Origin of the sequence: Pseudomonas sp. HMSC065H01 (genome assembly GCF_001815235.1) — a bacterium.
Lineage (GTDB): Bacteria > Pseudomonadota > Gammaproteobacteria > Pseudomonadales > Pseudomonadaceae > Pseudomonas > Pseudomonas aeruginosa.
Window position 1 is genome coordinate 1 of the sequence record NZ_KV819828.1, and the last position, 19,500, is coordinate 19,500.

At 65.7% G+C, this 19,500-nt stretch carries 20 protein-coding genes and 2 pseudogenes; 11 read left to right on the forward strand and 11 right to left on the reverse strand.

Going from position 1 to position 19,500, the window contains the following annotated elements; all coding sequences use genetic code 11:
• Positions 1-386, reverse strand: a pseudogene (locus tag HMPREF3014_RS00955) (glutamine synthetase); the annotation flags it as partial.
• A gap of 553 nt (positions 387-939) precedes the next feature.
• Between HMPREF3014_RS00955 and HMPREF3014_RS00960 the strand changes: the two are divergent.
• Positions 940-1,650 carry an AzlC family ABC transporter permease gene (locus HMPREF3014_RS00960; protein ID WP_003162262.1) on the forward strand — a complete coding sequence of 237 codons (711 nt, stop codon included), beginning with the start codon at positions 940-942 and terminating at the stop codon, positions 1,648-1,650.
• On the forward strand, positions 1,635-1,949 hold the full coding sequence (locus HMPREF3014_RS00965; RefSeq protein WP_003088669.1) for an AzlD domain-containing protein: 315 nt from the start codon (positions 1,635-1,637) through the stop codon (positions 1,947-1,949). Before HMPREF3014_RS00960 ends, HMPREF3014_RS00965 begins: the two co-directional genes overlap by 16 nt.
• Before the next feature lie 234 nt (positions 1,950-2,183).
• Here the strand turns inward: HMPREF3014_RS00965 and HMPREF3014_RS00970 are convergent, their stop codons facing one another.
• Complete coding sequence (locus HMPREF3014_RS00970; protein WP_030047361.1) at positions 2,184-2,705, reverse strand: class I SAM-dependent methyltransferase; 522 nt, start codon at positions 2,703-2,705, stop codon at positions 2,184-2,186.
• Positions 2,706-3,439: 734 nt separating this feature from the next.
• Here HMPREF3014_RS00970 and HMPREF3014_RS00975 point away from each other — a divergent pair.
• On the forward strand, positions 3,440-5,098 hold the full coding sequence (locus HMPREF3014_RS00975) for a thiamine pyrophosphate-binding protein (RefSeq protein ID WP_003120199.1): 1,659 nt from the start codon (positions 3,440-3,442) through the stop codon (positions 5,096-5,098).
• 7 nt (positions 5,099-5,105) lie between these two features.
• On the opposite strand, the gene HMPREF3014_RS00980 is transcribed toward HMPREF3014_RS00975, so the two are convergent.
• From HMPREF3014_RS00980 to HMPREF3014_RS00990, 3 genes are all read right to left on the reverse strand, one after another.
• Positions 5,106-5,780, reverse strand: a complete 675-nt coding sequence (locus HMPREF3014_RS00980) for a class I SAM-dependent methyltransferase (protein ID WP_003100350.1) — start codon at positions 5,778-5,780, stop codon at positions 5,106-5,108.
• Positions 5,780-6,688, reverse strand: coding sequence for a siderophore-interacting protein (locus tag HMPREF3014_RS00985; protein WP_003100352.1), 909 nt, complete (start codon positions 6,686-6,688; stop codon positions 5,780-5,782). Before HMPREF3014_RS00985 ends, HMPREF3014_RS00980 begins: the two co-directional genes overlap by 1 nt.
• A gap of 134 nt (positions 6,689-6,822) precedes the next feature.
• Positions 6,823-8,247 (reverse strand): aminotransferase-like domain-containing protein, encoded by a 1,425-nt coding sequence (locus HMPREF3014_RS00990; RefSeq protein WP_003100354.1) that lies wholly within the window; start codon positions 8,245-8,247, stop codon positions 6,823-6,825.
• Between the two features lie 179 nt (positions 8,248-8,426).
• Here HMPREF3014_RS00990 and HMPREF3014_RS00995 point away from each other — a divergent pair, with 179 nt between their 5' ends.
• Both HMPREF3014_RS00995 and HMPREF3014_RS01000 read left to right on the forward strand, forming a co-directional pair.
• Positions 8,427-8,681 (forward strand): DUF1127 domain-containing protein, encoded by a 255-nt coding sequence (locus tag HMPREF3014_RS00995; protein WP_003100355.1) that lies wholly within the window; start codon positions 8,427-8,429, stop codon positions 8,679-8,681.
• Positions 8,678-8,935, forward strand: coding sequence for a hypothetical protein (locus HMPREF3014_RS01000; protein WP_003100357.1), 258 nt, complete (start codon positions 8,678-8,680; stop codon positions 8,933-8,935). Before HMPREF3014_RS00995 ends, HMPREF3014_RS01000 begins: the two co-directional genes overlap by 4 nt.
• A gap of 74 nt (positions 8,936-9,009) precedes the next feature.
• On the opposite strand, the gene HMPREF3014_RS01005 is transcribed toward HMPREF3014_RS01000, so the two are convergent.
• Both HMPREF3014_RS01005 and HMPREF3014_RS01010 read right to left on the reverse strand, forming a co-directional pair.
• On the reverse strand, positions 9,010-9,309 hold the full coding sequence (locus HMPREF3014_RS01005; protein ID WP_003118549.1) for a winged helix-turn-helix domain-containing protein: 300 nt from the start codon (positions 9,307-9,309) through the stop codon (positions 9,010-9,012).
• Positions 9,310-9,332: 23 nt separating this feature from the next.
• Entirely contained in the window at positions 9,333-9,806 is a 474-nt protein-coding gene (locus HMPREF3014_RS01010) for an Lrp/AsnC family transcriptional regulator (RefSeq protein ID WP_003100361.1), read from the reverse strand.
• Between the two features lie 132 nt (positions 9,807-9,938).
• Here HMPREF3014_RS01010 and HMPREF3014_RS01015 point away from each other — a divergent pair, with 132 nt between their 5' ends.
• Positions 9,939-10,331, forward strand: coding sequence for a hypothetical protein (locus HMPREF3014_RS01015; protein WP_003088646.1), 393 nt, complete (start codon positions 9,939-9,941; stop codon positions 10,329-10,331).
• A 153-nt stretch (positions 10,332-10,484) separates the two neighbouring features.
• Positions 10,485-11,486, forward strand: coding sequence for a bile acid:sodium symporter family protein (locus tag HMPREF3014_RS01020; protein ID WP_003121709.1), 1,002 nt, complete (start codon positions 10,485-10,487; stop codon positions 11,484-11,486).
• Positions 11,487-11,540: 54 nt separating this feature from the next.
• Here the strand turns inward: HMPREF3014_RS01020 and gorA are convergent, their stop codons facing one another.
• On the reverse strand, positions 11,541-12,896 hold the full coding sequence (gorA, locus tag HMPREF3014_RS01025; protein ID WP_003100366.1) for a glutathione-disulfide reductase: 1,356 nt from the start codon (positions 12,894-12,896) through the stop codon (positions 11,541-11,543).
• Between the two features lie 144 nt (positions 12,897-13,040).
• Here gorA and HMPREF3014_RS01030 point away from each other — a divergent pair, with 144 nt between their 5' ends.
• A complete protein-coding gene (locus HMPREF3014_RS01030; RefSeq protein WP_003100368.1) occupies positions 13,041-13,463 on the forward strand; it encodes a VOC family protein in 423 nt (140 codons plus the stop codon).
• 179 nt (positions 13,464-13,642) lie between these two features.
• Here the strand turns inward: HMPREF3014_RS01030 and galU are convergent, their stop codons facing one another.
• Positions 13,643-14,482: a UTP--glucose-1-phosphate uridylyltransferase GalU gene (gene galU / locus HMPREF3014_RS01035; RefSeq protein WP_003088639.1), complete on the reverse strand. Its 840-nt coding sequence runs from the start codon at positions 14,480-14,482 to the stop codon at positions 13,643-13,645.
• Between the two features lie 47 nt (positions 14,483-14,529).
• A complete protein-coding gene (locus HMPREF3014_RS01040) occupies positions 14,530-15,891 on the reverse strand; it encodes a UDP-glucose 6-dehydrogenase (RefSeq protein WP_016253509.1) in 1,362 nt (453 codons plus the stop codon).
• A gap of 153 nt (positions 15,892-16,044) precedes the next feature.
• On the opposite strand from HMPREF3014_RS01040, the gene HMPREF3014_RS01045 reads away from it, so the two are divergent.
• The gene (locus HMPREF3014_RS01045; RefSeq protein WP_003088627.1) at positions 16,045-16,269 is read left to right on the forward strand and encodes a DUF3203 family protein; all 225 of its coding nucleotides are present in this window, start codon (positions 16,045-16,047) and stop codon (positions 16,267-16,269) included.
• A gap of 5 nt (positions 16,270-16,274) precedes the next feature.
• Here the strand turns inward: HMPREF3014_RS01045 and amrR are convergent, their stop codons facing one another.
• On the reverse strand, positions 16,275-16,907 hold the full coding sequence (amrR, locus tag HMPREF3014_RS01050) for an efflux pump transcriptional repressor MexZ (RefSeq protein WP_003088626.1): 633 nt from the start codon (positions 16,905-16,907) through the stop codon (positions 16,275-16,277).
• 164 nt (positions 16,908-17,071) lie between these two features.
• Here amrR and mexX point away from each other — a divergent pair, with 164 nt between their 5' ends.
• Complete coding sequence (gene mexX / locus HMPREF3014_RS01055) at positions 17,072-18,262, forward strand: multidrug efflux RND transporter periplasmic adaptor subunit MexX (protein WP_003118551.1); 1,191 nt, start codon at positions 17,072-17,074, stop codon at positions 18,260-18,262.
• A gap of 15 nt (positions 18,263-18,277) precedes the next feature.
• Positions 18,278-19,500 (forward strand): annotated as a pseudogene (mexY, locus tag HMPREF3014_RS01060) (multidrug efflux RND transporter permease subunit MexY); the annotation flags it as partial.

The window sequence follows — 19,500 nt, forward strand, 5'->3', positions numbered from 1 at the left end:
TGGCGCAGGACTTCGCGGGGGTCGGCGAAGAAGGGATCACCTTCCAGCTCATGCATGGTCATCAGCAGTTGCGCGGTCGGGCGCTTCTGCCAGGGTTCCATGGAGAGGGTGCCGGGGATCGGGTAGCAGATCCGGTCGGCGTCGCCGATGTCGAGACCCAGGCCGGTACTCTCTACGGTGGAGCCGGTGATATCGAGGGCGAACAGGGAAGCGGGAAGGTTGATACCTTTTTCGAAGACTTTGGGCAGACTGTTGCGTTCGATTCGCTTGCCGCGAACCACGCCATTCATGTCTGAAATCAGAAGGTCGACGAACTGGACCTCGGGATGTTCCTGAAGGAACAGGCTCGGCTCAGTGAGCTGAACGGCACGCAGGGGTACCGACATGATGCAACACCTTTTTTGTTAAAAATTTCAATCATGCGGGGGCTGGAGCCAGAGTCAATCGGAAAGCCAATTTGTTGTCAATAGCCCTCTCGTCGCCCTCGCGGACGGCGAAATAGCCGTAGACAGGGCCTTCCAGAGCATCAAGAAAGCGGCCAAAGCCAGGCCAGGCAAGGTGTTCAACCTGGTGCAGCAGATATTTTACAGGCTCCGTTGTACGAAAAATTGAACAAGGCTAAGCTGTGCCAACCCTACAACAGCAATAAACCGGGTGTTCCATGTCCTACCAGCCGTCCCTCGGCGCCAAGTTCCGCGGCCACAAGATCGGTCAGCATCCGCGTTAGCTCCGCTCCGGTTCTTCTCTCCCTCGATTCTTCGCAGCGCCCTCGAGCGGCCCTTGCTCGTCCGCCGCCTGCCCTGCCCGTCCTCCTTATATAAGGAAGGACACCGGCCGCTTTCGCCTGCGTGGATAACGGATACGAAGAGCAAGATCGTTCAAGCCAGCCCGATGCGCCTGCTGGCATGCTGGACCGACGTTCACCACCGCCATGCCCCCATGACTGCCCACGACCTGCCCCGCCAAGCCTTTCTCCGCGGCGCCGTCGCCATCCTCCCATTGTCCCTGGCCGTCGCGCCCTGGGGGCTGCTGGCGGGATCGATGGCCATCGAAGCCAACCTCACCCCGGCCGAGGGCCAGGGCCTGTCCGCCATCGTCTTCGCCGGCGCCGCCCAGTTGGTGGCGATCGGCATGCTCAAGGGCGGTGCCGGGTTCTTTTCGATCATCTTCACCACCCTCCTCCTGACCTCGCAGCACCTGCTCTACGGCATGAGCTTGCGGCCGGTCCTGTCGCCTCTGCCGGGACGCTGGCGGATCGGCCTGGGCTTCCTGCTCACCGACGAGTTCTTCGCCCTCGCCAGCCAGCACGACCGGCGCAACTTCAACCGCTGGTACGCCCTCGGCGTCGGCCTGACCTTCTATATCGCCTGGAACCTGTTCACCCTCGCCGGCATCCTGCTTGGCCGCAGCATTCCCGGTCTCGAACACCTGGGCCTGGATTTCTCCATCGCCGCCACCTTCATCGCGCTGGTCGCGCCGCTGGTGCGCAACGTACCGACACTGGTCTGCGTGGCCACCTCGCTGTTCTGCTCGGTGCTGTTCAGCCACTGGCAATGGAGTTCGGCGCTGGTCCTCGCCGGTCTCGCCGGGATGGCCGCCGGTTTCATCTGCAACAAGCTGTATCGGGAGGCGCCATGGTCTGGGCAGTGATCTTCGGGATGGGCGCGATCGTCTTCCTCAACCGCTACCTGTTCCTCGAACCGCGCCTGCCGATCCGTCTCGGCAGCAACCTGCGGCAGTTCCTCGGTTTCGCCGTGCCGGGAATGCTCACGGCGATCTGCGGCCCCATCGTGTTCATGCCCGAGGGCCGCATCGACCTCGGCTACGACAATCCCTACCTGGTCAGCGGCGCAGTCACCGTGGCGCTGGTGCTCTATACCCGCAATACCCTGGCGAGCATGTTGCTGGGCATGGCGTTCTTCTTCCTGTTCAAGTGGTGGCTGATTTGATCGATGTCAGTCGCTGACGGCATGACCTCTGCATGCAGCCCCTTGCAGGGTTCATACAAACTCGCGGCGGGCGGCTATATGGCCCACCAGATGCTCCGGAGCAGCCGCTATCCGGCTGACAGCCAGGCTACTATCGATGCAGTACCTGATAGCAACCATCTCCCTTCTATCTAGCCTGGATAAACACGCGTAAACCTGGCGCCCGCCCAGGCAAAGCAATTGACGGGGAGCACTTTAGAAAATCACCCGAAAATAATGACGATAGTCACAGTGAACGCCATCCTCCCGCTCGACGGCTTTCACCTTGAACTGCTTTGCTCCCAGCAACTCCAAGACACGAACCAGTTGATCATGGCTGAATATCTGTGTATGCCCGATTGCTGGAACTCCGCGAGAGTCAGTCACCAACAGTAGCTCACCGCCCGTCCTCAACCTGCCCACACAGTCAACCAGGAACTGGATCCAGTCGGCCGTATGGTCAAGCACATTTGAGCAAACGACGAAATCGAACGCACTCTCTATATCGGCAACACCATCCCTTATATAACAAGAAGAACCTCTTTCCCCGAGAATCGAGAATGGAAGATTCTCTGCATACAGCCCCATCAATGAGTCCTGGGCAGTCACTGTCACGCCTTCGACCTTCTCGAAAAAGCCGATCGGCCCACTACCTACTTCCAAAACCTTACCTTCAAAACCTTCGTAGCGATAATGCGAGGAGCCGTACGTGAACCCCATCTTCCCAAGAAACCACATTGCATCCTTATGCCGGGCCTCTTGTAGTTCTTCGACAGACAGATGGCGATAGGGCCATTTATCCTTCCAGAAAGAAAGCTCGTACTCCTGGGAATGTATCCACTGTTCCGAATCTGCAGACGCAACGCTACGTACGTCAGGAGCAGTTTCAACTCTACGGGACACCGACGAGAATTCGCCTGCACCACTGCCACGCTCTTCGATACACACTAGAGGAGTGCCATTCGCACGACGGCGCTCCCAGAAACCGGATAAAAATTTCACCCTAAAAACCTCCCTGCTCATTGGTACCCTTGCCCATCGGACTAAAAGACAAAAAGCCGAAACTTACCGACGACCAAACAAAAACTCGTCCTCTATCTCAGCGCCCCAGCAAAAATCTTCCCCTCAGGAAGCCGCCAAACAGCACTGCTCGAGGAAAAACTAACAAAGAAAATTTATAAATAATGTAAGAACAATCCTTTTTGCTAGAGGAAATAGTTACATAGACATAATTGAGGAGAAGATGGAGAAACGAGCGGAAAACCGCGCTCTCCGATCCGCCTAGAGGAGACCCGTTGCGATGACGCTCCAGTCCCCTTCTCGTCCAGATGAAGCGCTGAAAGGGGCCTCCTCCGCAACGAAAAACGAGGGTTCATGCGCCACGGGAATGAACTCGCGAAGAAAGGTCGCTTGGCGCTGGCGCGCTTTGGGCCGAATATCGGGGCAACCACAACGTGCGCAGCGAGGCCCTCATGTCCGACTCCCTTCCCCAGCGCAACGGCGGGCAGATCCTGGTAGAGGCATTGCGGCGCAATGCCGTCGATACCGTCTACTGCATCCCCGGGGAAAGCTACCTGCCGGTGCTCGATGCGCTGCACGACGCCAACGGCATCCGCACCATCGTCACCCGCCACGAGGGTGCCGCCTCGAACATGGCCGATGCCTACGGCAAGCTGACCGGCCGACCAGGCATCTGCTTCGTCACCCGCGGCCCCGGTGCCACCCATGCGGCGAATGGCGTGCACACGGCGCAGCAGGACTCGACGCCGATGATCCTGTTCGTCGGCCAGGTGGAAAGCGCCTTCAAGGGCCGCGAGGCGTTCCAGGAAGTCGACTACGTGCAGATGTTCTCGGGCCTGGCCAAGTGGGCCGTGGAAATCGACCGTATCGAACGCATCCCGGAGATCGTCGGCCGCGCCTTCAGCGTCGCCACCTCGGGCCGACCGGGCCCGGTCGTGGTCGCCCTGCCCGAGGAAATCCTCTTCGGTTTCGCGCAGGTCGCCGATGCGCCGGAGCCAAGGGTGCTTCCGGGGCGGCCGGGCGCCACGGCGATGGCGGAACTGCGCGAACTGCTGGCGAACGCCAGGCGCCCCCTGCTGGTACTTGGCGGCAGCGGCTGGGACAGTGCCGCCAGGAAACGGCTAGGCGCCTTCGTCGAGGCCAATGGCCTGCCGGTGGCCACCTCGTTCCGTCGCCAGGACCTGTTCGACAACCGTGACCCGCACTACGCCGGACAACTGGGCTTCGGCGCGGCGCCGGCGCTATTGGAGCGGCTGCGCCAGGCCGACCTGCTGCTGGTGGTCGGGGCGCGCCTGGGCGAAACGCCGAGCGCTGGCTACAGCCTGGTGCGTAGTCCGGCCCCCGCGCAGACGCTGATCCACGTGCATCCGGACAGCGCGGAACTGAACCGCGTCTACCTGGCGCGATTGCCGATCCAGGCCACCCCGTGTGCCTTCGCCGAGGCCCTGGCCGACCTCGCGCCGTTGCCCTCGAGCACCTGGCAGGACTGGCGCGAAGCCGCCCATGCCGATTACCTGGCCTACTCGACCCCGGCCGCGAGCGACCCCGCCGTCCAGGGCGTCGACCTGGCGTCCGTGGTCGCGTACCTCAGCGAAAACCTGCCGGACGACGCGGTGATCGCCAACGGTGCCGGCAACTATGCCGTCTGGGTGCATCGCTTCTACCGCTATCGCCAGGCCCGCACGCAGTTGGCGCCGACCAACGGCGCCATGGGCTACGGCCTGCCCGCCGCGATCGCCGCCAGCCTGCGCGATCCGCAGCGCAGCGTGGTGTGCTTCGCCGGCGACGGCTGTTTCATGATGTATCCGCAGGAGCTGGCGACCGCCGCGCAGTTCGGCGCGACGCCGGTGGTGATCGTGGTCAACAACGGCATGCTCGGCACCATCCGCATGCATCAGGAGCGCGAATATCCCGGGCGGGTATCCGCCACCCGCCTGGACAACCCCGACTTCGTCGCCCTGGCGCGAGCCTTCGGCGCCCACGCCGAACGAGTGGAATGCAGCGCCGACTTCCCCGCCGCGTTCCGCCGCGCCCGCGAAAGCGGACGCCCGGCGCTGCTGGAGCTGCTGACCGACCCACGCCAGATCACGCCGCAGGCGCGCCTCGCCTGAGGCATCCTCAGCCGGCGCGGAAGGCGATCCAGGCCTGGTAGCCCACGGCCTGGAAATAGCGGCTGGGCAGGACGAAGCCGGTGTCTTCCAGCAGTTCGCCGAGGCGCTGCTCGGACAACGGATCGAAATCCTCGCGCAAGCGTTGCAGCATGCCGTCGCTGTCCTCCGGGGAAAGCCCGGCCAAGCGGCAGGCCTCGGCCTGCACCGGACGTTCGAAGGCGTCCCGGGCTTCCATCAGGTTGGCCAGCAGCAACGGCGCCGCTGGCGCCAGACGCTCGGCGACCGCCTCGAGAAAGCGCCGCTTGGCCTGGTCGCCGCGCAGGAAATGCAGCACCAGCAGAACCAGCGCCGCATCGCAAGGCGGCGCAGGCGGTAGCCCGGCGACGTCGCCGCAGTGCAGCTCGATCCGCTCCAGCAGGCCGAGCCTGGCGCAGCGCTGGCGGGCCAGGGCGAGCATGTCGGCCGACAGGTCCGCCGCGACGAAACGCCAGCCTGGACGCAACCCGGCCAGCTCCGCCAGCTCGCCGCCGGCGCCGCAGCCGACGCTGAGCAGGCGCGCCCGTTCCGGCAGACGGGCCAGCAACTGCGCGCGACTGAGCAGGTGCAGCAACTCGTAGCCCGGCAACAGGCGGCCGATCCGCGTCTCGTAGCCGTCCGCCTGTTTCCCGACGAAGCGGCCCATCAGTCGAACACCTTGCCCAGGCGCCAATAGCCCATCAGGGTCAGATGACGCTTGTCGATACCGCGCTCCTGCACCAGGTAGCGCCGGATCGCCATCACCGCCGCCGACTCGCCGGCGACCCAGGCGTAGAAACTGCCGCTCTCGGGGCTCGCCAGTTCCCAGAGGATCTCCTCGTCGATATCGATGTCCTCCAGTTCCTGGGCCGCACCACCCGCCACCTCGCGTTCCGGCAGCCGCGCCTGGCGCGCCGCCTCGATCATCCGCTCGCCGTTGCGCGAATGGATACCGGCCTGGTGGCGCGGCAGCCAGTGCAGGCGCGCAGCGGGAATCGCCGGCAGGTCGAGGATGTCGGCTTCTCCCGGCACTTCGAGAAAGGCCTCGACCACCGGCGGCTCGGTTTCGCCGGCCAGCTCCTCGAGAATTCCCGCCACCGCGGGCAAGGCGGTTTCGTCGGCGATCAGCAGGATATGGCGGACGCCAGCCGGCGGTTTCCATTCGTAGCCGCCGGGGTCATCGCCGTATTGCCGGTTGGGCGCGGCCAGTTGCAGGCGGTCGCCGATCCGCGCGTGGGTCGCCCAGGCCGAGGCCGGGCCGTTTTCGCCGTGGAGGACGAACTCCACGTCGACCTCTTCCTGCTCGGCGCGCAGCGCACGGATGGTGTAGGTACGCATCGGCGGCCGGCGGGCCGGCTCGACGCTGCGATAGGCCTGGTACCACTCGCTGCCGCCGGGCAGGCTGGGCGGCTGGCCGCTGGCATCGGGGAAGAAGATCTTGATCCGCTGGTCGGCGGCAAGGGTCTTCATCTCGGCGACCTCCGGACCGCCGAAGACGAAGCGGGTCAGCGCCGGGCTGAGTTGCTCACGGCGCTTGAGTTCGACATTGAACAGACGATAGGCGGGTTGCGACATGACGATGGTCTCCTGGTGACCGGCGCCCAGTGGAGCCGGCGGATGCATGCGTCAGGCAACTCTAGCAAACAATGCGAATGATTAGCATTTGCTATTTGCGCAATCGTCGACTGCGTCGAAAGCACGACTGTCGCTCAGGCCTCGCAAGGCTCCAGCAGCTCGCAAGCGCTCTCCCCTACTCGCCTGACCGCCTGCTCGATGGCCGGGGTCGGCAACGCCGCGTAGTTCATCCGCAGGCAGTTCCGATACTTGCCGGAAGCGGAAAAGATGCAGCCCACCGCGACTTGTACGCCGCGGTTGCGCAAGGCCTTGTCCAGGCGCAGGGTGTCGAACGCCTCGTCCAGTTCGACCCAGAGCAGGAAACCGCCCTGGGGCCGGCTGGCGCGGGTGCCCTCCGGGAAATAGCGCGCCACCCAGTCGATCATCAGGTCGCGTCCGCGCTGGTACTGGGCGCGCATGCGCCGCAAGTGCGGCTCGTAGTGGCCGTTGCCGATGAATTCGGCGATCGCCAGTTGCGGTTGCAGGGCGCTGGCGCCGGTACTGATGTACTTCATGTGCAGCACGCGGTCGGCGTAGCGCCCGGGTACCATCCAGCCGATCCGCAGGCCCGGCGCCAGGACCTTGGAGAACGACCCGCAGAGCAGCACCCGGCCATCGTCGTCGTACGACTTGATGGTGCGCGGGCGCGGATAGGTGTAGGCCAGGTCGCCATAGACATCGTCCTCGATGATCGCCACGTCGTAGCGCTGGGCCAGGGCCAGCAGCGCCCGCTTGCGCGACTCGGGCATGATGTAGCCGAGCGGGTTGTTGCAGTTCGGGGTCACCTGGATGGCCTTGATCGGCCACTGTTCCAGCGCCAGTTCGAGGGCTTCCAGGCTGATGCCGTTGACCGGATCGGTGGGGATCTCCAGGGCCTTCATGCCGAGGCCTTTCAGCGATTGCATGGCGCCATGGAAGCTCGGCGACTCCACCGCGACGATGTCGCCCGGTTCGCACACCGCGCGGATGCTCACCGACAGGGCCTCGTGGCAGCCGGTGGTGATCACCACGTCGCTGGCGGTGGCCCGACAGCCGGAGTCCACCAACAGGCGGGCGACTTCCTCGCGCAGCAACGGCGAGCCGTGGATCCCGTCGTAGGCCAGCGCACGGGCGTCGGCGTGGCGGTTGAGCCGGGCCAGGCTGCGGGTCAGCGGTTTCAGCGAAGGGCTGGAGATGTCCGGCATGCCGCGGCCGAGCTGGACCACGTCCGGCCGCGGTACCGTGCTGACCAGGGCCAGCACCTGCTCCCATTGCGAGATTTCCACCGGCCGCTGGGCCAGGCGGGCGATCGCCGGCAGCGGCGGCATCTGTCGCGCGACCGGTACGAAATAGCCGGACTTCGGCCGCGGCTCGGCCAGCCCGCGATCTTCCAGCAGCCTGTATGCCTGTTGCACGGTGCTCAGGCTGACGCCGTGCTCGATGCTCATGGCCCGCACCGAGGGCAGCCGGTCGCCCGGACGGTAGAGGCCCTGTTCGATGCGCGAACCGAGGGTCTCGGCGAGTTGCAGATAAAGGGTCATGAGCGGGACTCCAGGGTGAGCGAAAGCGGGACCGGTACAGATGGTGGCGAAATCCACCATTCAGGCCGGGGAGCGCTTGATCTGTATGCAGTCAACCCACCTTTTCTGGACCTGTACGGAACAGCGCGCGATGGCCATTCTATCTCCGTCGTCCAGCCGATCAATATGGAGTACGCAGCATGACGCGACTCAGTGCGAAATCCGAGCGCCGCCAACGCCTCGATGGCCCCTTCCCACTCGCCGCGATGGACAACCTGGCGCAGGCCCTGCGTCGCGGCTATCGCCTGGCCCGGCAACGCCAGCTGACCCGGCGCGCGCTGCTGGACCTGGAAGCGGCGGAACTGAAGGATATCGGCCTGAGCGCCGAGCAGGCCCGCGAGGAAGCCTCGCTGGCGTTCTGGCAGGCGGGAAAATCCGGCGGGAGGAAGGCATGATCCGCTGTCGCAACTGTGGCGAACGCCCAGCCAGCGAAGGGCATATCTGTATGGTCTGCAAGCGCCGATCCGACATCGACCCATACAAGGCGCTGATCGCCATGGCCCTGCTGGTCTACTGCGGCGTCAGCCTGGCGGCCTACCTCAAGCCGCATATGCCGGCACCGCCGCCTACCGCCGGCAGCAGCGTCCAGCCCGCCGAGGAGCTGGCCCAGCGCGCCCGCCAGGCCACCCTGGAACAGCGCGGCATCTGAAGAACGCATGCTCGGGAGGGGAGGCAGTTTGAGCCCCTCCTTCTTTTATATGCCTGTGGCCGCCAGCGCGTGGCTCATTCCGCCGGATACTCCAGCGCCGCCGCGATTCGCCGATGCTGCTCGACCACCCACTCCCGCCGTACCGCCCCCCAGTCGCGGATGACATAGCCGCCCTGGTGGTTGCGCGCACCCTCCCGCTGCTCGAACTCGCAGACGATGTCCAGTTCCTCCAGCGCGGCGATGGTGTCCTGTGCGGTACGCCGGGGCATGCCGGTGGCGGCCATGATCTCCGGCACGCTGGCGGTGCCGCTGTCGATCAGGTAGGCGACGTAGAGGCGGCGGTAGAAGCTGGACTTGGTCTTGCTGATGGTCATGGGCAGGCGTTCTCCGGGAAGGCTCAGGGAGCGAGCAGGGGCAAGGTAGTGGTGGATTTGATTTCCGACAAGGCGACGATGGAGTTCACTTCCTGGATGCCCGGCACCGCCGACAGTTTCTCGAAGAAAAAGCGTTCGTAGGATTCGATATCGCGGGTGACGATACGCAGCATGAAGTCCACCGCGCCCATCAGTACGTGGCACTCCAGCACCTCGGGAAACTGGTGCATCGCCTCGGCGAAGTCGGTGAGGTTCTTGCGCCCATGGGCGTTGAGCTTGATCTGGGCGAATACCTGGGTATTCAGGCCGATCTTCTTGCGGTCGAGCAGGGTCACCTGCTTGCGGATCACCCCCTCCTCCTTCAGGCGCTGGATGCGCCGCCAGCAGGGCGACTGGGAAAGTCCGATGCGCTCGGCGATCTCGGCGGTGGAAAGCGAGGATTCCTCCTGCAGCAACGCAAGAATACGCTGATCGTAGATATCCAATGGAATGGACATAAATATTCCCTACAAAGAAAAATATAGGAATCAAGTATGCACATATAGCGCAAAATCACGCAAAAACAGAAGAAAAAATCCGGCACGCCTCTGGGAGAATTTCTCTCGTCGAAACACTGCCTGGAGCGTCACATGTCAACCCTCGCCCCCCTTTTCCTGGCCAAACACCCTGACGGCGAAGAACGCCAGGTGATCCGCCCGAACGTCTGGGAAACCTCCTGCGCAGATACCGAGACCCTGTCGATCTTCCATATCGAGGGCATGGCCGATCCGGACCTGCTGTGCCGGGTGCTCAACCTGTTCGCCGTGCAATCCTTCACCCCGGAGCGGGTTCGCGCCGACCGCGAGGACCACAAGATCCGCCTGCTGCTGACCTTTCCCGGCCTCAGCCAGCACCGCGCCAGCGTGATCGCGGAGAAGCTGCGCTCGCTGGTCACCGTGCTCGCCGTCCGCCTGGAGTTCTCTCCCCATGCCGGCAAGGTCCGTCCCAGCGTCAGCGAGCCGCTGCTGGCCAGCGTCGTCTGAGCCCCTCGGGGCGGCGCGGCGGCCGCCCTGTCCATTCGGCGTCATCGGCTGGCCTTCTGGCGTTAGCCGGTCGCCCAGCCCATGGCTACAGTGCAGGTTCGCCAGGCAGCCAGAAGACTGCCATGTGTTCCCCCGATCCTGCAGAGCGTGCCCATGTCCCGACCGCGTTTCCTTCCGGATAACTTCACCCTGGCGCTGATCGCCACCGTCCTTCTCGCCACTTTCCTGCCCTGCAGCGGCCAGACCGCCGTGGTCTTCGAATGGGTGACCAACATCGGCATCGGCCTGCTGTTCTTCCTCCACGGCGCCAAGCTGTCGCGCCAGGCGATCATCGCCGGCATGACCCACTGGCGCCTGCACCTGCTGGTGTTCGCCTGCACCTTCGTGATGTTCCCGCTGCTCGGCCTGGCGCTGAAACCGGCACTGTCGCCGATGGTCACCCCGGAGCTGTACCTCGGCATCCTGTTCCTCTGCGCCCTGCCGGCCACGGTGCAATCCTCCATCGCCTTCACCTCGCTGGCGCGCGGCAACGTGCCGGCAGCGGTATGCAGCGCTTCCGTGTCGAGCCTGCTCGGCGTATTCCTTACCCCGCTGCTGGTCAAGCTGCTGCTCGGCGCCGAAGGCGAGACCGGCAACGCGCTGGACGCCATCGGCAAGATCACCCTGCAACTGCTGGTACCCTTCATCGCTGGCCAGGTCCTGCGGCGCTGGATCGGCACCTGGGTGGAGCGCAACAAGCCGGTGCTGCGCTATGTCGACCAGGGCTCGATCCTGCTGGTGGTCTACACCGCCTTCAGCGCTGCGGTGATCCAGGGCCTGTGGCACGAAGTACCCTGGCTGGCGCTGCTCGGCCTGACCGTCGCCTGCTGCGTGATCCTCGCCCTGGCCCTGGTGCTGACCACGGTGCTGGCGCGACGCCTGGGCTTCAGCAAGGAAGACGAGATCACCATCGTCTTCTGCGGTTCGAAGAAGAGCCTGGCCACCGGCGTGCCCATGGCCAAGGTGCTGTTCGCCACCAGTGCGGTGGGACCGATGGTGTTGCCGCTGATGCTGTTCCACCAGATCCAGCTGATGGTCTGCGCGGTGCTCGCGCAACGCTACGCCAGGCGCCGCGACGACGCAGCGGCGGCGCTGGCCGAGGCCCCCTCGCGCTGAGCGCGAAAATGAAAGAAGCCGGCCCCAGGGCCGGCTTCTTCGTTCAGACGCGGCTCAGCGCGTCGGCGTGCGCAGGGTGACGAACTCTTCCGCCGCGGTCGGGTGGATGCCGATGGTCTCGTCGAACGCCTGCTTGGTCGCCCCGGCCTTCATCGCCACCGCGATACCCTGGAGGATCTCGCCGGCCTCGGCGCCGACCATGTGGCAGCCCAGCACCCTGTCGTCGTGGGCATCCACGACCAGCTTCATCAGGGTCTTTTCCTGGTCGTCGGTAAGGGTCAGCTTCATCGGCCGGAAGCGGCTCTCGAAGATCTTCACCTTGTGCCCGGCGCTCAGCGCCTCCTCCTCGGTCAGGCCGACGGTGCCGATGTTGGGCAGGCTGAACACCGCGGTGGGAATCAACTTGTAGTCCACCGGGCGATACTCCTCCGGCTTGAACAATCGCCGCGCCACCGCCATACCCTCGGCCAGCGCCACGGGGGTCAACTGGACGCGACCGATCACGTCACCGAGGGCGAGTATCGACGGTTCGCTGGTCTGGTAGTGCTCGTCGACCGCGATGAAGCCCTTGTCGGTCAGCTTCACAGCTGTGTTTTCCAGGCCCAGGTCGTCCAGCATCGGCCGCCGCCCGGTGGCGTAGAACACGCAGTCCGCCTCCAGCACCCGGCCGTCCTTGAGGGTCGCGGCCAGGCTGCCATCGGCCTGTTTGTCGATACGGGCGATGTCGCTGTTGAACTGCAGGTCCAGGCCCTTCTTGCCCAATTCGTCGCGCAGATGCTCGCGGACGCTGCGGTCGAAGCCGCGCAGGAACAGGTCGCGACGGTAGAGCAAGGTGGTCTCGGCGCCGAGCCCGTTGAAGATCGAGGCGAACTCGACGGCGATGTAGCCGCCGCCGACCACCAGCACGCGGCGCGGCAGGCGCTCGAGGAAGAACGCTTCGTTGGAGGTGATCGCGTGTTCCTTGCCGGGAATGTCCGGCACCTGCGGCCAGCCACCGGTGGCAACGAGAATGTGCTTGGCGCTGAAGCGCTGGCCGTCCACCTCGACGCTGTGCGCATCGAGCAGACGGGCGTGACCTTCGAGCAAGGTCACCCCGCTGTTCACCAGCAGGTTGCGGTAGATGCCGTTGAGCCGCTGGATCTCGCGGTTCTTGTTGCCGATCAGGGTCGCCCAGTCGAACTGCGCCTCGCCGGCGCTCCAGCCATAGGCCCGGGCCTGCTCGAAGTCCTCGCTGAAATGCGCGCCATAGACCAGCAGCTTCTTCGGCACGCAGCCGACGTTGACGCAGGTGCCACCCAGGTAACGACTCTCCGCCACCGCGACACGGGCACCGAAGCCGGCGGCGAAGCGGGCGGCGCGTACGCCCCCTGAGCCGGCGCCGATGACGAACAGATCGAAATCGAAAGACATGTTCCTACTCCTGGATCAGATGCGTTCCAGCATAACCCATTCACCAGCGTCGGCTCCCGCCGGATCGACGCAGAAACCTGTCGAAACGGCTCAGCGCAGGGCCTGGCAGGCGATGGGCTATGCTTGTCCGTGGAGGTAAGCGCGATGTCCCCCACCCTCACCCACCTGGCGCTGCACGTCCCCGACCTCGACGCCTGCATCGCCTTCTACGAAACCTTCTGCGGCATGCGGGTGATCCACCGGCGCCCCGGCAAAGGCTCGCAGATCGTCTGGATGGCCGAACCCGGCCAGGAACAACGCTTCATCTTCGTCATCATGCCCGGCGGCCAGCCGCGCAACCTGGCCAGCGACGATTACAGTCATTTCGGCTTCGCCCTCTCCAGCCGCGCCGCGGTAGACGATCTGGCGCGCCGCGCCGAGGCCGCCGGCTGCCTGGTCTGGGCGCCGCGCGACGAGCCCTATCCGGTCGGCTACTACTGCGGCCTGCGCGATCCCGCGGGCAACTATGTGGAGTTCAGCTACGGCCAGCCGCTGGGCCCGGGTTCCGAGGCGCTGCCGATTCCCTGACCGGGCGCGGAGGCGCCGCGTGACCCAGGCCAGGCTGGCGGGGTTATTCGCCTGACGCCAACAACGCCACGCCCGCCGACAGCTCAGGTAGGGCGGATACCCCCATGGCCGTTCGCCCCATACGAAAAACGCCGCGCCCCCATCGGGGACGCGGCGTTCTTCATCGGGAACGGCGAGGCTCAGTGAGCCTTGCCGGTCTTGTAGAGGTTTTCGTAGCAGAAGTTGGTCGCCTCGATGTAGCCCTCGGCGCTGCCGCAGTCGAAACGCTTGCCCTTGAACTTGTAGGCCAGCACGCAGCCGTCCTGGGCCTGCTTCATCAGGGCATCGGTGATCTGGATCTCGCCGCCCTTGCCCGGTTCAGTCTGCTCGATCAGGTCGAAGATGTCCGGGGTCAGGATGTAGCGGCCGATGATCGCCAGGTTCGACGGCGCCTCTTCCGGCTTCGGCTTCTCGACCATGGTGTTCACCCGGAAGATATCGTCGCGGATCATCTCGCCGGCGATCACGCCGTACTTGTTGGTCTCTTCCGGCGGCACTTCCTGGATCGCCACGATGGAGCAGCGGAACTGGTTGTACAGCTTGACCATCTGCTTCAGCACGCTGTCGCCTTCGAGGTTCAGGCACAGGTCGTCGGCCAGGACCACGGCAAACGGCTCGTCGCCGATCAGCGGACGACCGGTGAGGATGGCGTGGCCGAGGCCCTTCATCTCCACCTGGCGGGTGTAGGCGAAGGTGCACTCGTCGATCAGCCGACGGATGCCGACCAGGTACTTTTCCTTGTCGGTGTTGCGGATCTGGTGTTCCAGCTCGTAGCTGATGTCGAAGTGGTCTTCCAGCGAACGCTTGCCGCGGCCGGTGACGATGCCGATCTCGGAAAGGCCGGCTTCCAGCGCCTCCTCCACCGCGTACTGGATCAGCGGCTTGTTCACCACCGGCAGCATTTCCTTGGGCATGGCCTTGGTGGCCGGGAGGAAACGAGTGCCGTAACCGGCGGCCGGGAAAAGACATTTCTTGATCATGAGAATCCTTCGACATGGACGAAGTATGCGGATGGCGCGCAGTCTAATCAGGCTGCGCTCGCCTTACAATGCCCGGCCCTTGGACGTCCTATGCCCTGGTAGATGAAGCCCAGTTCCGCCATCCGCGCCGGTGCGTAGAGATTCCGACCGTCGACCAACAGGGGAGTTCGCATGGATCCACGGATTTTCTGGAAGTCCGGCTGGCGGAACTGTTTCCACTCGGTCACCAGCACCAGGGCATCGGCGCCCTCGACGGCCGCGTAGGGCGAGTCGTGGAGCGTCAACTGGGCGCACGCCAGCGCGTCCGGATAGCGTGCCGCGACCCCGGCGTTGGCCACCGGGTCATGGGCCCTGACCCGCACCCCGTGGCGCAGCAGCGCCTCCAGCAGGACCAGGCTCGGCGCCTCGCGCAGGTCGTCGGTACCCGGCTTGAAGGCCAGCCCCCAGAGCGCCACCGTGCGCCCTTGCCAGCGTCCCTGGAACAGTTCGCCGAGGGTCTCGAAGAGCAGTTCCTTCTGCCGCGCGTTGCGCGCTTCCACCGCACGCAGTATCTGGCTGTCGAAGCCCTGTTGCTCGGCGCTGCGGATCAACGCGCGGACGTCCTTGGGAAAGCACGAGCCGCCGTAGCCGCAGCCGGCGTAGATGAAATGGGTACCGATGCGCTTGTCGCTACCCATGCCGCGGCGCACGTCCTCGATGTCGACGCCGGTGAGGGCGCACAGCCCGGCCATCTCGTTCATGAAGGAAATCTTGGTGGCGAGGAAGGCATTGGCCGCGTACTTGCTGAACTCGGCCTCGCGGCGCCCCATCAGCAGGACCCGTTCGTGATTGCGCAGGAACGGCGCGTAGAGCTGGCGCAGGGTTTCCCCGGCCTGCGTCTCGGCGCTGCCGATGATGACCCGGTCCGGGCGCCTGAAGTCGTCCACCGCCGAGCCTTCCTTGAGGAACTCCGGATTGCTCGCCACCGCCACCCGGAAGCGCTTGCGCCGGCGCGCCAGGCCCAGGCGGATGATCTCTTCGACCCGTTCGGCGGTGCCCACCGGCACGGTCGACTTGTTGACCACGATGCAGGCCTGGCGCAGTTGCGCGCCAAGTTGCTCGGCGACCGCCAGCACGTGGCTGAGGTCGGCCGAGCCGTCCTCGCCGCACGGCGTGCCGACGGCGATGAACACCACTTCGGCGTCGGCCAGGCCTTCCGCCAGGCTGGCGGTGAAGGTCAGGCGGGCGGCGTCCAGCTGGTCGCGCAGGATGCTTTCCAGGCCCGGTTCGTAGATCGGCATCTCGCCGCGTCTCAGCCGCGCGACCCGCTCGCGGTCACGCTCCACGCAACGCACCTGGTTGCCCATCTCGGCGAAACAGGCCGCCGTCACCAGTCCCACATAGCCCGCACCAATCACGCATAGCCGCATGGCGTCGTCCTCCGCTGGCCTCGCCCTCTCTCTGCGGACGATTGCAGCCAAGCGCGGTGGCAGGCGCGTGACGCTGGCGTGAAGCTACCGTGACAGAACCCGCGCGGATGCCCGGGGTCCACCCAAGGTAGGCGGAGAAAACGGGAGGTTCCCATGTCCATCGAAATCGATTCGGAACAAGGCATCTGCAGCGTGGAGATCGAAGGCAGCCGGCATCGCGCGCCGGTCGACAGCCTGCGCATCGGTACCGACGCCGAGGCGCGCCTGTCGGTGCTCTACATCGACGGCAAGCGCCTGCACATCAGCGAGGAAGACGCCCAGCGGCTGGTGGTCGCCGGCGCCGAGGACCAGCGCAGGCACCTGATGGCGGACGATTGACGCCCTCAGGCGTCCGCCAGCAACAGGTAGGGAGAACTGCGCAGGCTGTCGAGGCCGGCGCGGAACATGCGTTCGGCGCGGTTCCAGGGATCGTCGCGCAGGCGCTCGGTCCAGGCCAGGGTGCCGCAGATGCCGTCCCAGAGCGATTGCAGATAGATGCTGGCCAGCTCGACGTCCAGCCGCGCCGGCAGTTCGCCGCGCTCCACCGCCCGGCGGATCTGCCGGAGGCCGAAGCGTTGCCCCTGCTTCTCGAGCAGCTCGCGGCGGCGCAACAGCGGCTCGTTCTCGTCGCTGCGTTCGCACTTGAGGTAGAGGATCTCCAGCACCCGCTGCACCGAACCGGGCTCGCAGCACTGGCGGAGAAAGCCCATGCCGGCGCGCAGGAGGATATCCAGCGCCGGCACCCTGGCGTTTTCGTCGGGTACCTCGATCTGGCCGAAGGCGCGGTCGCACATCGCCAGGCAGACCTCGATCTTGTTCTTGTAGTGGCCGTAGACCGCACCGCGAGAAACCCCGGCGGCGTCCGCCAGGTCGGCCATGGCAGTGGTGCCCACGCCCTTTTCCAGGAAAACCCGCTCGGCGGCATCGAGTATGCCGTCGCGGGTTTTCTGGGATTCCTCTTTGGTTTTCCTGGCCACTGAACGTCCTCACAAGGGAAAGGCGCCGCAGATCATAAGGATATGTTACAGAAACGCCAATTAATTAATCACTCATGATTGATTATATGCTACTGTCGCGCCGCTCGTGAGTTGCGGTGCCCTTTCCCGGGCAAGCTCGCGAGTTCACGAATCGAGGGACACCCATGCACATCCAATGGACCGGCTCGCTGCGCGGGCTGCTGGCGGCCCTGGTCGCCCTATTCCTGCTGGGCTGCGAAGAAGCAGCGGACGCCGGGAAGACTGCGGAGGCCCCCGCCGAGGTCGGCGTGATCGTCGCCAGGCCGGCGCCTATCGGCATCACCAGCGAGCTGCCCGGACGCCTGGAAGCGTACCGCCAGGCTGAAGTGCGGGCGCGCGTCGCCGGCATCGTCACCCGTCGCCTGTACGAGGAAGGCCAGGACGTCCGCGCCGGCACCGTGCTGTTCCAGATCGACCCTGCGCCCTTGAAGGCGGCCCTGGACATCAGCCGCGGCGCCCTGGCCCGGGCCGAGGCCAGCCACGCGGCGGCGGCCGACAAGCTCAAGCGCTACGCCGACCTGATCAAGGACCGCGCCATCAGCGAACGCGAGTACACCGAAGCGCAGACCGACGCGCGCCAGGCCCTGGCGCAGATCGCCTCGGCCAAGGCCGAACTGGAGCAGGCCCGCCTGCGCCTGGGCTACGCCACGGTCACCGCGCCGATCGACGGCCGCGCGCGGCGCGCGCTGGTCACCGAAGGCGCGCTGGTCGGCGAGGACTCGCCGACACCGCTGACCCGCGTCGAGCAGATCGATCCGATCTACGTGAACTTCTCCCAGCCGGCCGGCGAAGTCGCCGCCATGCAGCGGGCGATCCGCGAAGGCCAGGTGAAGGGTGTCGCCGACAAGGACATCGCCGTGCGCCTGGTCCTGGCCGACGGCAGCGAGTACCCGCTGGCCGGCGAGCTGCTGTTCTCCGACCTGGCGGTCGACCCCGGCACCGACACCATCGCCATGCGTGCCCTGTTCCGCAATCCGCATCGCGAATTGCTGCCCGGCGGCTACGTGCAGGTGCGCCTGCAGCGCGCGGTGAACCCGCAGGCGATCACCGTCCCGCGCGACGCGCTGATCCGTACCGCCCAGTCCGCCGTGGTCAAGGTGGTCAACCCACAGGGCGTGGTGGAAGACGTGGAGGTCCGCGCCGACACCCTGCAGGGCCGCGACTGGATCATCAGCCGCGGGCTCAAGGGCGGCGAGCGTGTGATCGTCGAGAACGCCGCCCAGCATGCCGCCGGCTCCAGCGTCCAGGCGGTGGTCCGCCAGCCGGCCAGCGCCGACGCCCCCTCACCGCTGGCCGCCTCGCCGGCGGGCCAGTGACGGAGAACGCTACGAATGGCTCGTTTCTTCATTGACCGGCCGGTCTTCGCCTGGGTGATCTCCCTGCTGATCGTGCTCGCCGGGGTCCTGGCGATCCGCTTCCTGCCGGTCGCCCAGTACCCGGACATCGCGCCGCCGGTGGTCAACGTCAGCGCCAGCTATCCCGGCGCCTCGGCCAAGGTGGTCGAGGAAGCGGTGACCGCGATCATCGAGCGCGAGATGAACGGCGCGCCCGGCCTGCTCTACACCAAGGCCACCAGCAGCACCGGCCAGGCCTCGCTGACCCTGACCTTCCGCCAGGGCGTGAACGCCGACCTCGCCGCGGTGGAAGTGCAGAACCGCCTGAAGATCGTCGAGTCGCGCCTGCCCGAATCGGTGCGGCGCGACGGCATCTACGTGGAGAAGGCGGCGGACAGCATCCAGCTGATCGTTACCCTTACCTCCTCCAGCGGCCGCTACGACGCCATGGAGCTGGGCGAGATCGCCTCGTCCAACGTGTTGCAGGCGCTGCGCCGGGTGGAGGGCGTGGGCAAGGTCGAGACCTGGGGCGCCGAGTACGCCATGCGCATCTGGCCCGACCCGGCCAAGCTGACCTCGATGAACCTCAGCGCCAGCGACCTGGTCAACGCCGTGCGCCGGCACAACGCCCGCCTCACCGTGGGCGACATCGGCAACCTCGGGGTCCCCGACTCGGCGCCGATCAGCGCCACGGTGAAGGTCGACGACACCCTGGTGACGCCCGAGCAGTTCGGCGAGATTCCGCTGCGCATCCGCGCCGACGGCGGCGCGATCCGCCTGCGCGACGTGGCCCGCGTCGAGTTCGGCCAGAGCGAGTACGGCTTCGTCTCGCGGGTCAACCAGATGACCGCCACCGGCCTGGCGGTGAAGATGGCGCCCGGCTCCAACGCGGTGGCCACCGCCAAGCGCATCCGCGCCACCCTCGACGAGCTGTCGCGCTACTTCCCGGAGGGCGTGAGCTACAACATCCCCTATGACACCTCGGCGTTCGTCGAGATCTCGATCAGGAAGGTGGTCAGCACCCTGCTCGAGGCGATGCTGCTGGTGTTCGCCGTGATGTACCTGTTCATGCAGAACTTCCGCGCCACCCTGATCCCGACACTGGTGGTGCCGGTGGCCCTGCTGGGCACCTTCACGGTGATGCTCGGCCTGGGCTTCTCGATCAACGTGCTGACCATGTTCGGCATGGTCCTGGCGATCGGCATCCTGGTGGACGACGC

Coding starts and splice junctions, on each gene's coding strand:
- HMPREF3014_RS00960 (WP_003162262.1), top strand. CDS start 940: ATGACTGCCCACGACCTGCCCCGCCAAGCCTTTCTCCGCGGCGCCGTC.
- HMPREF3014_RS00965 (WP_003088669.1), top strand. CDS start 1,635: ATGGTCTGGGCAGTGATCTTCGGGATGGGCGCGATCGTCTTCCTCAAC.
- HMPREF3014_RS00970 (WP_030047361.1), bottom strand. CDS start 2,705: ATGTGGTTTCTTGGGAAGATGGGGTTCACGTACGGCTCCTCGCATTAT.
- HMPREF3014_RS00975 (WP_003120199.1), top strand. CDS start 3,440: ATGTCCGACTCCCTTCCCCAGCGCAACGGCGGGCAGATCCTGGTAGAG.
- HMPREF3014_RS00980 (WP_003100350.1), bottom strand. CDS start 5,780: ATGGGCCGCTTCGTCGGGAAACAGGCGGACGGCTACGAGACGCGGATC.
- HMPREF3014_RS00985 (WP_003100352.1), bottom strand. CDS start 6,688: ATGTCGCAACCCGCCTATCGTCTGTTCAATGTCGAACTCAAGCGCCGT.
- HMPREF3014_RS00990 (WP_003100354.1), bottom strand. CDS start 8,247: ATGACCCTTTATCTGCAACTCGCCGAGACCCTCGGTTCGCGCATCGAA.
- HMPREF3014_RS00995 (WP_003100355.1), top strand. CDS start 8,427: ATGACGCGACTCAGTGCGAAATCCGAGCGCCGCCAACGCCTCGATGGC.
- HMPREF3014_RS01000 (WP_003100357.1), top strand. CDS start 8,678: ATGATCCGCTGTCGCAACTGTGGCGAACGCCCAGCCAGCGAAGGGCAT.
- HMPREF3014_RS01005 (WP_003118549.1), bottom strand. CDS start 9,309: ATGACCATCAGCAAGACCAAGTCCAGCTTCTACCGCCGCCTCTACGTC.
- HMPREF3014_RS01010 (WP_003100361.1), bottom strand. CDS start 9,806: ATGTCCATTCCATTGGATATCTACGATCAGCGTATTCTTGCGTTGCTG.
- HMPREF3014_RS01015 (WP_003088646.1), top strand. CDS start 9,939: ATGTCAACCCTCGCCCCCCTTTTCCTGGCCAAACACCCTGACGGCGAA.
- HMPREF3014_RS01020 (WP_003121709.1), top strand. CDS start 10,485: ATGTCCCGACCGCGTTTCCTTCCGGATAACTTCACCCTGGCGCTGATC.
- gorA (WP_003100366.1), bottom strand. CDS start 12,896: ATGTCTTTCGATTTCGATCTGTTCGTCATCGGCGCCGGCTCAGGGGGC.
- HMPREF3014_RS01030 (WP_003100368.1), top strand. CDS start 13,041: ATGTCCCCCACCCTCACCCACCTGGCGCTGCACGTCCCCGACCTCGAC.
- galU (WP_003088639.1), bottom strand. CDS start 14,482: ATGATCAAGAAATGTCTTTTCCCGGCCGCCGGTTACGGCACTCGTTTC.
- HMPREF3014_RS01040 (WP_016253509.1), bottom strand. CDS start 15,891: ATGCGGCTATGCGTGATTGGTGCGGGCTATGTGGGACTGGTGACGGCG.
- HMPREF3014_RS01045 (WP_003088627.1), top strand. CDS start 16,045: ATGTCCATCGAAATCGATTCGGAACAAGGCATCTGCAGCGTGGAGATC.
- mexX (WP_003118551.1), top strand. CDS start 17,072: ATGCACATCCAATGGACCGGCTCGCTGCGCGGGCTGCTGGCGGCCCTG.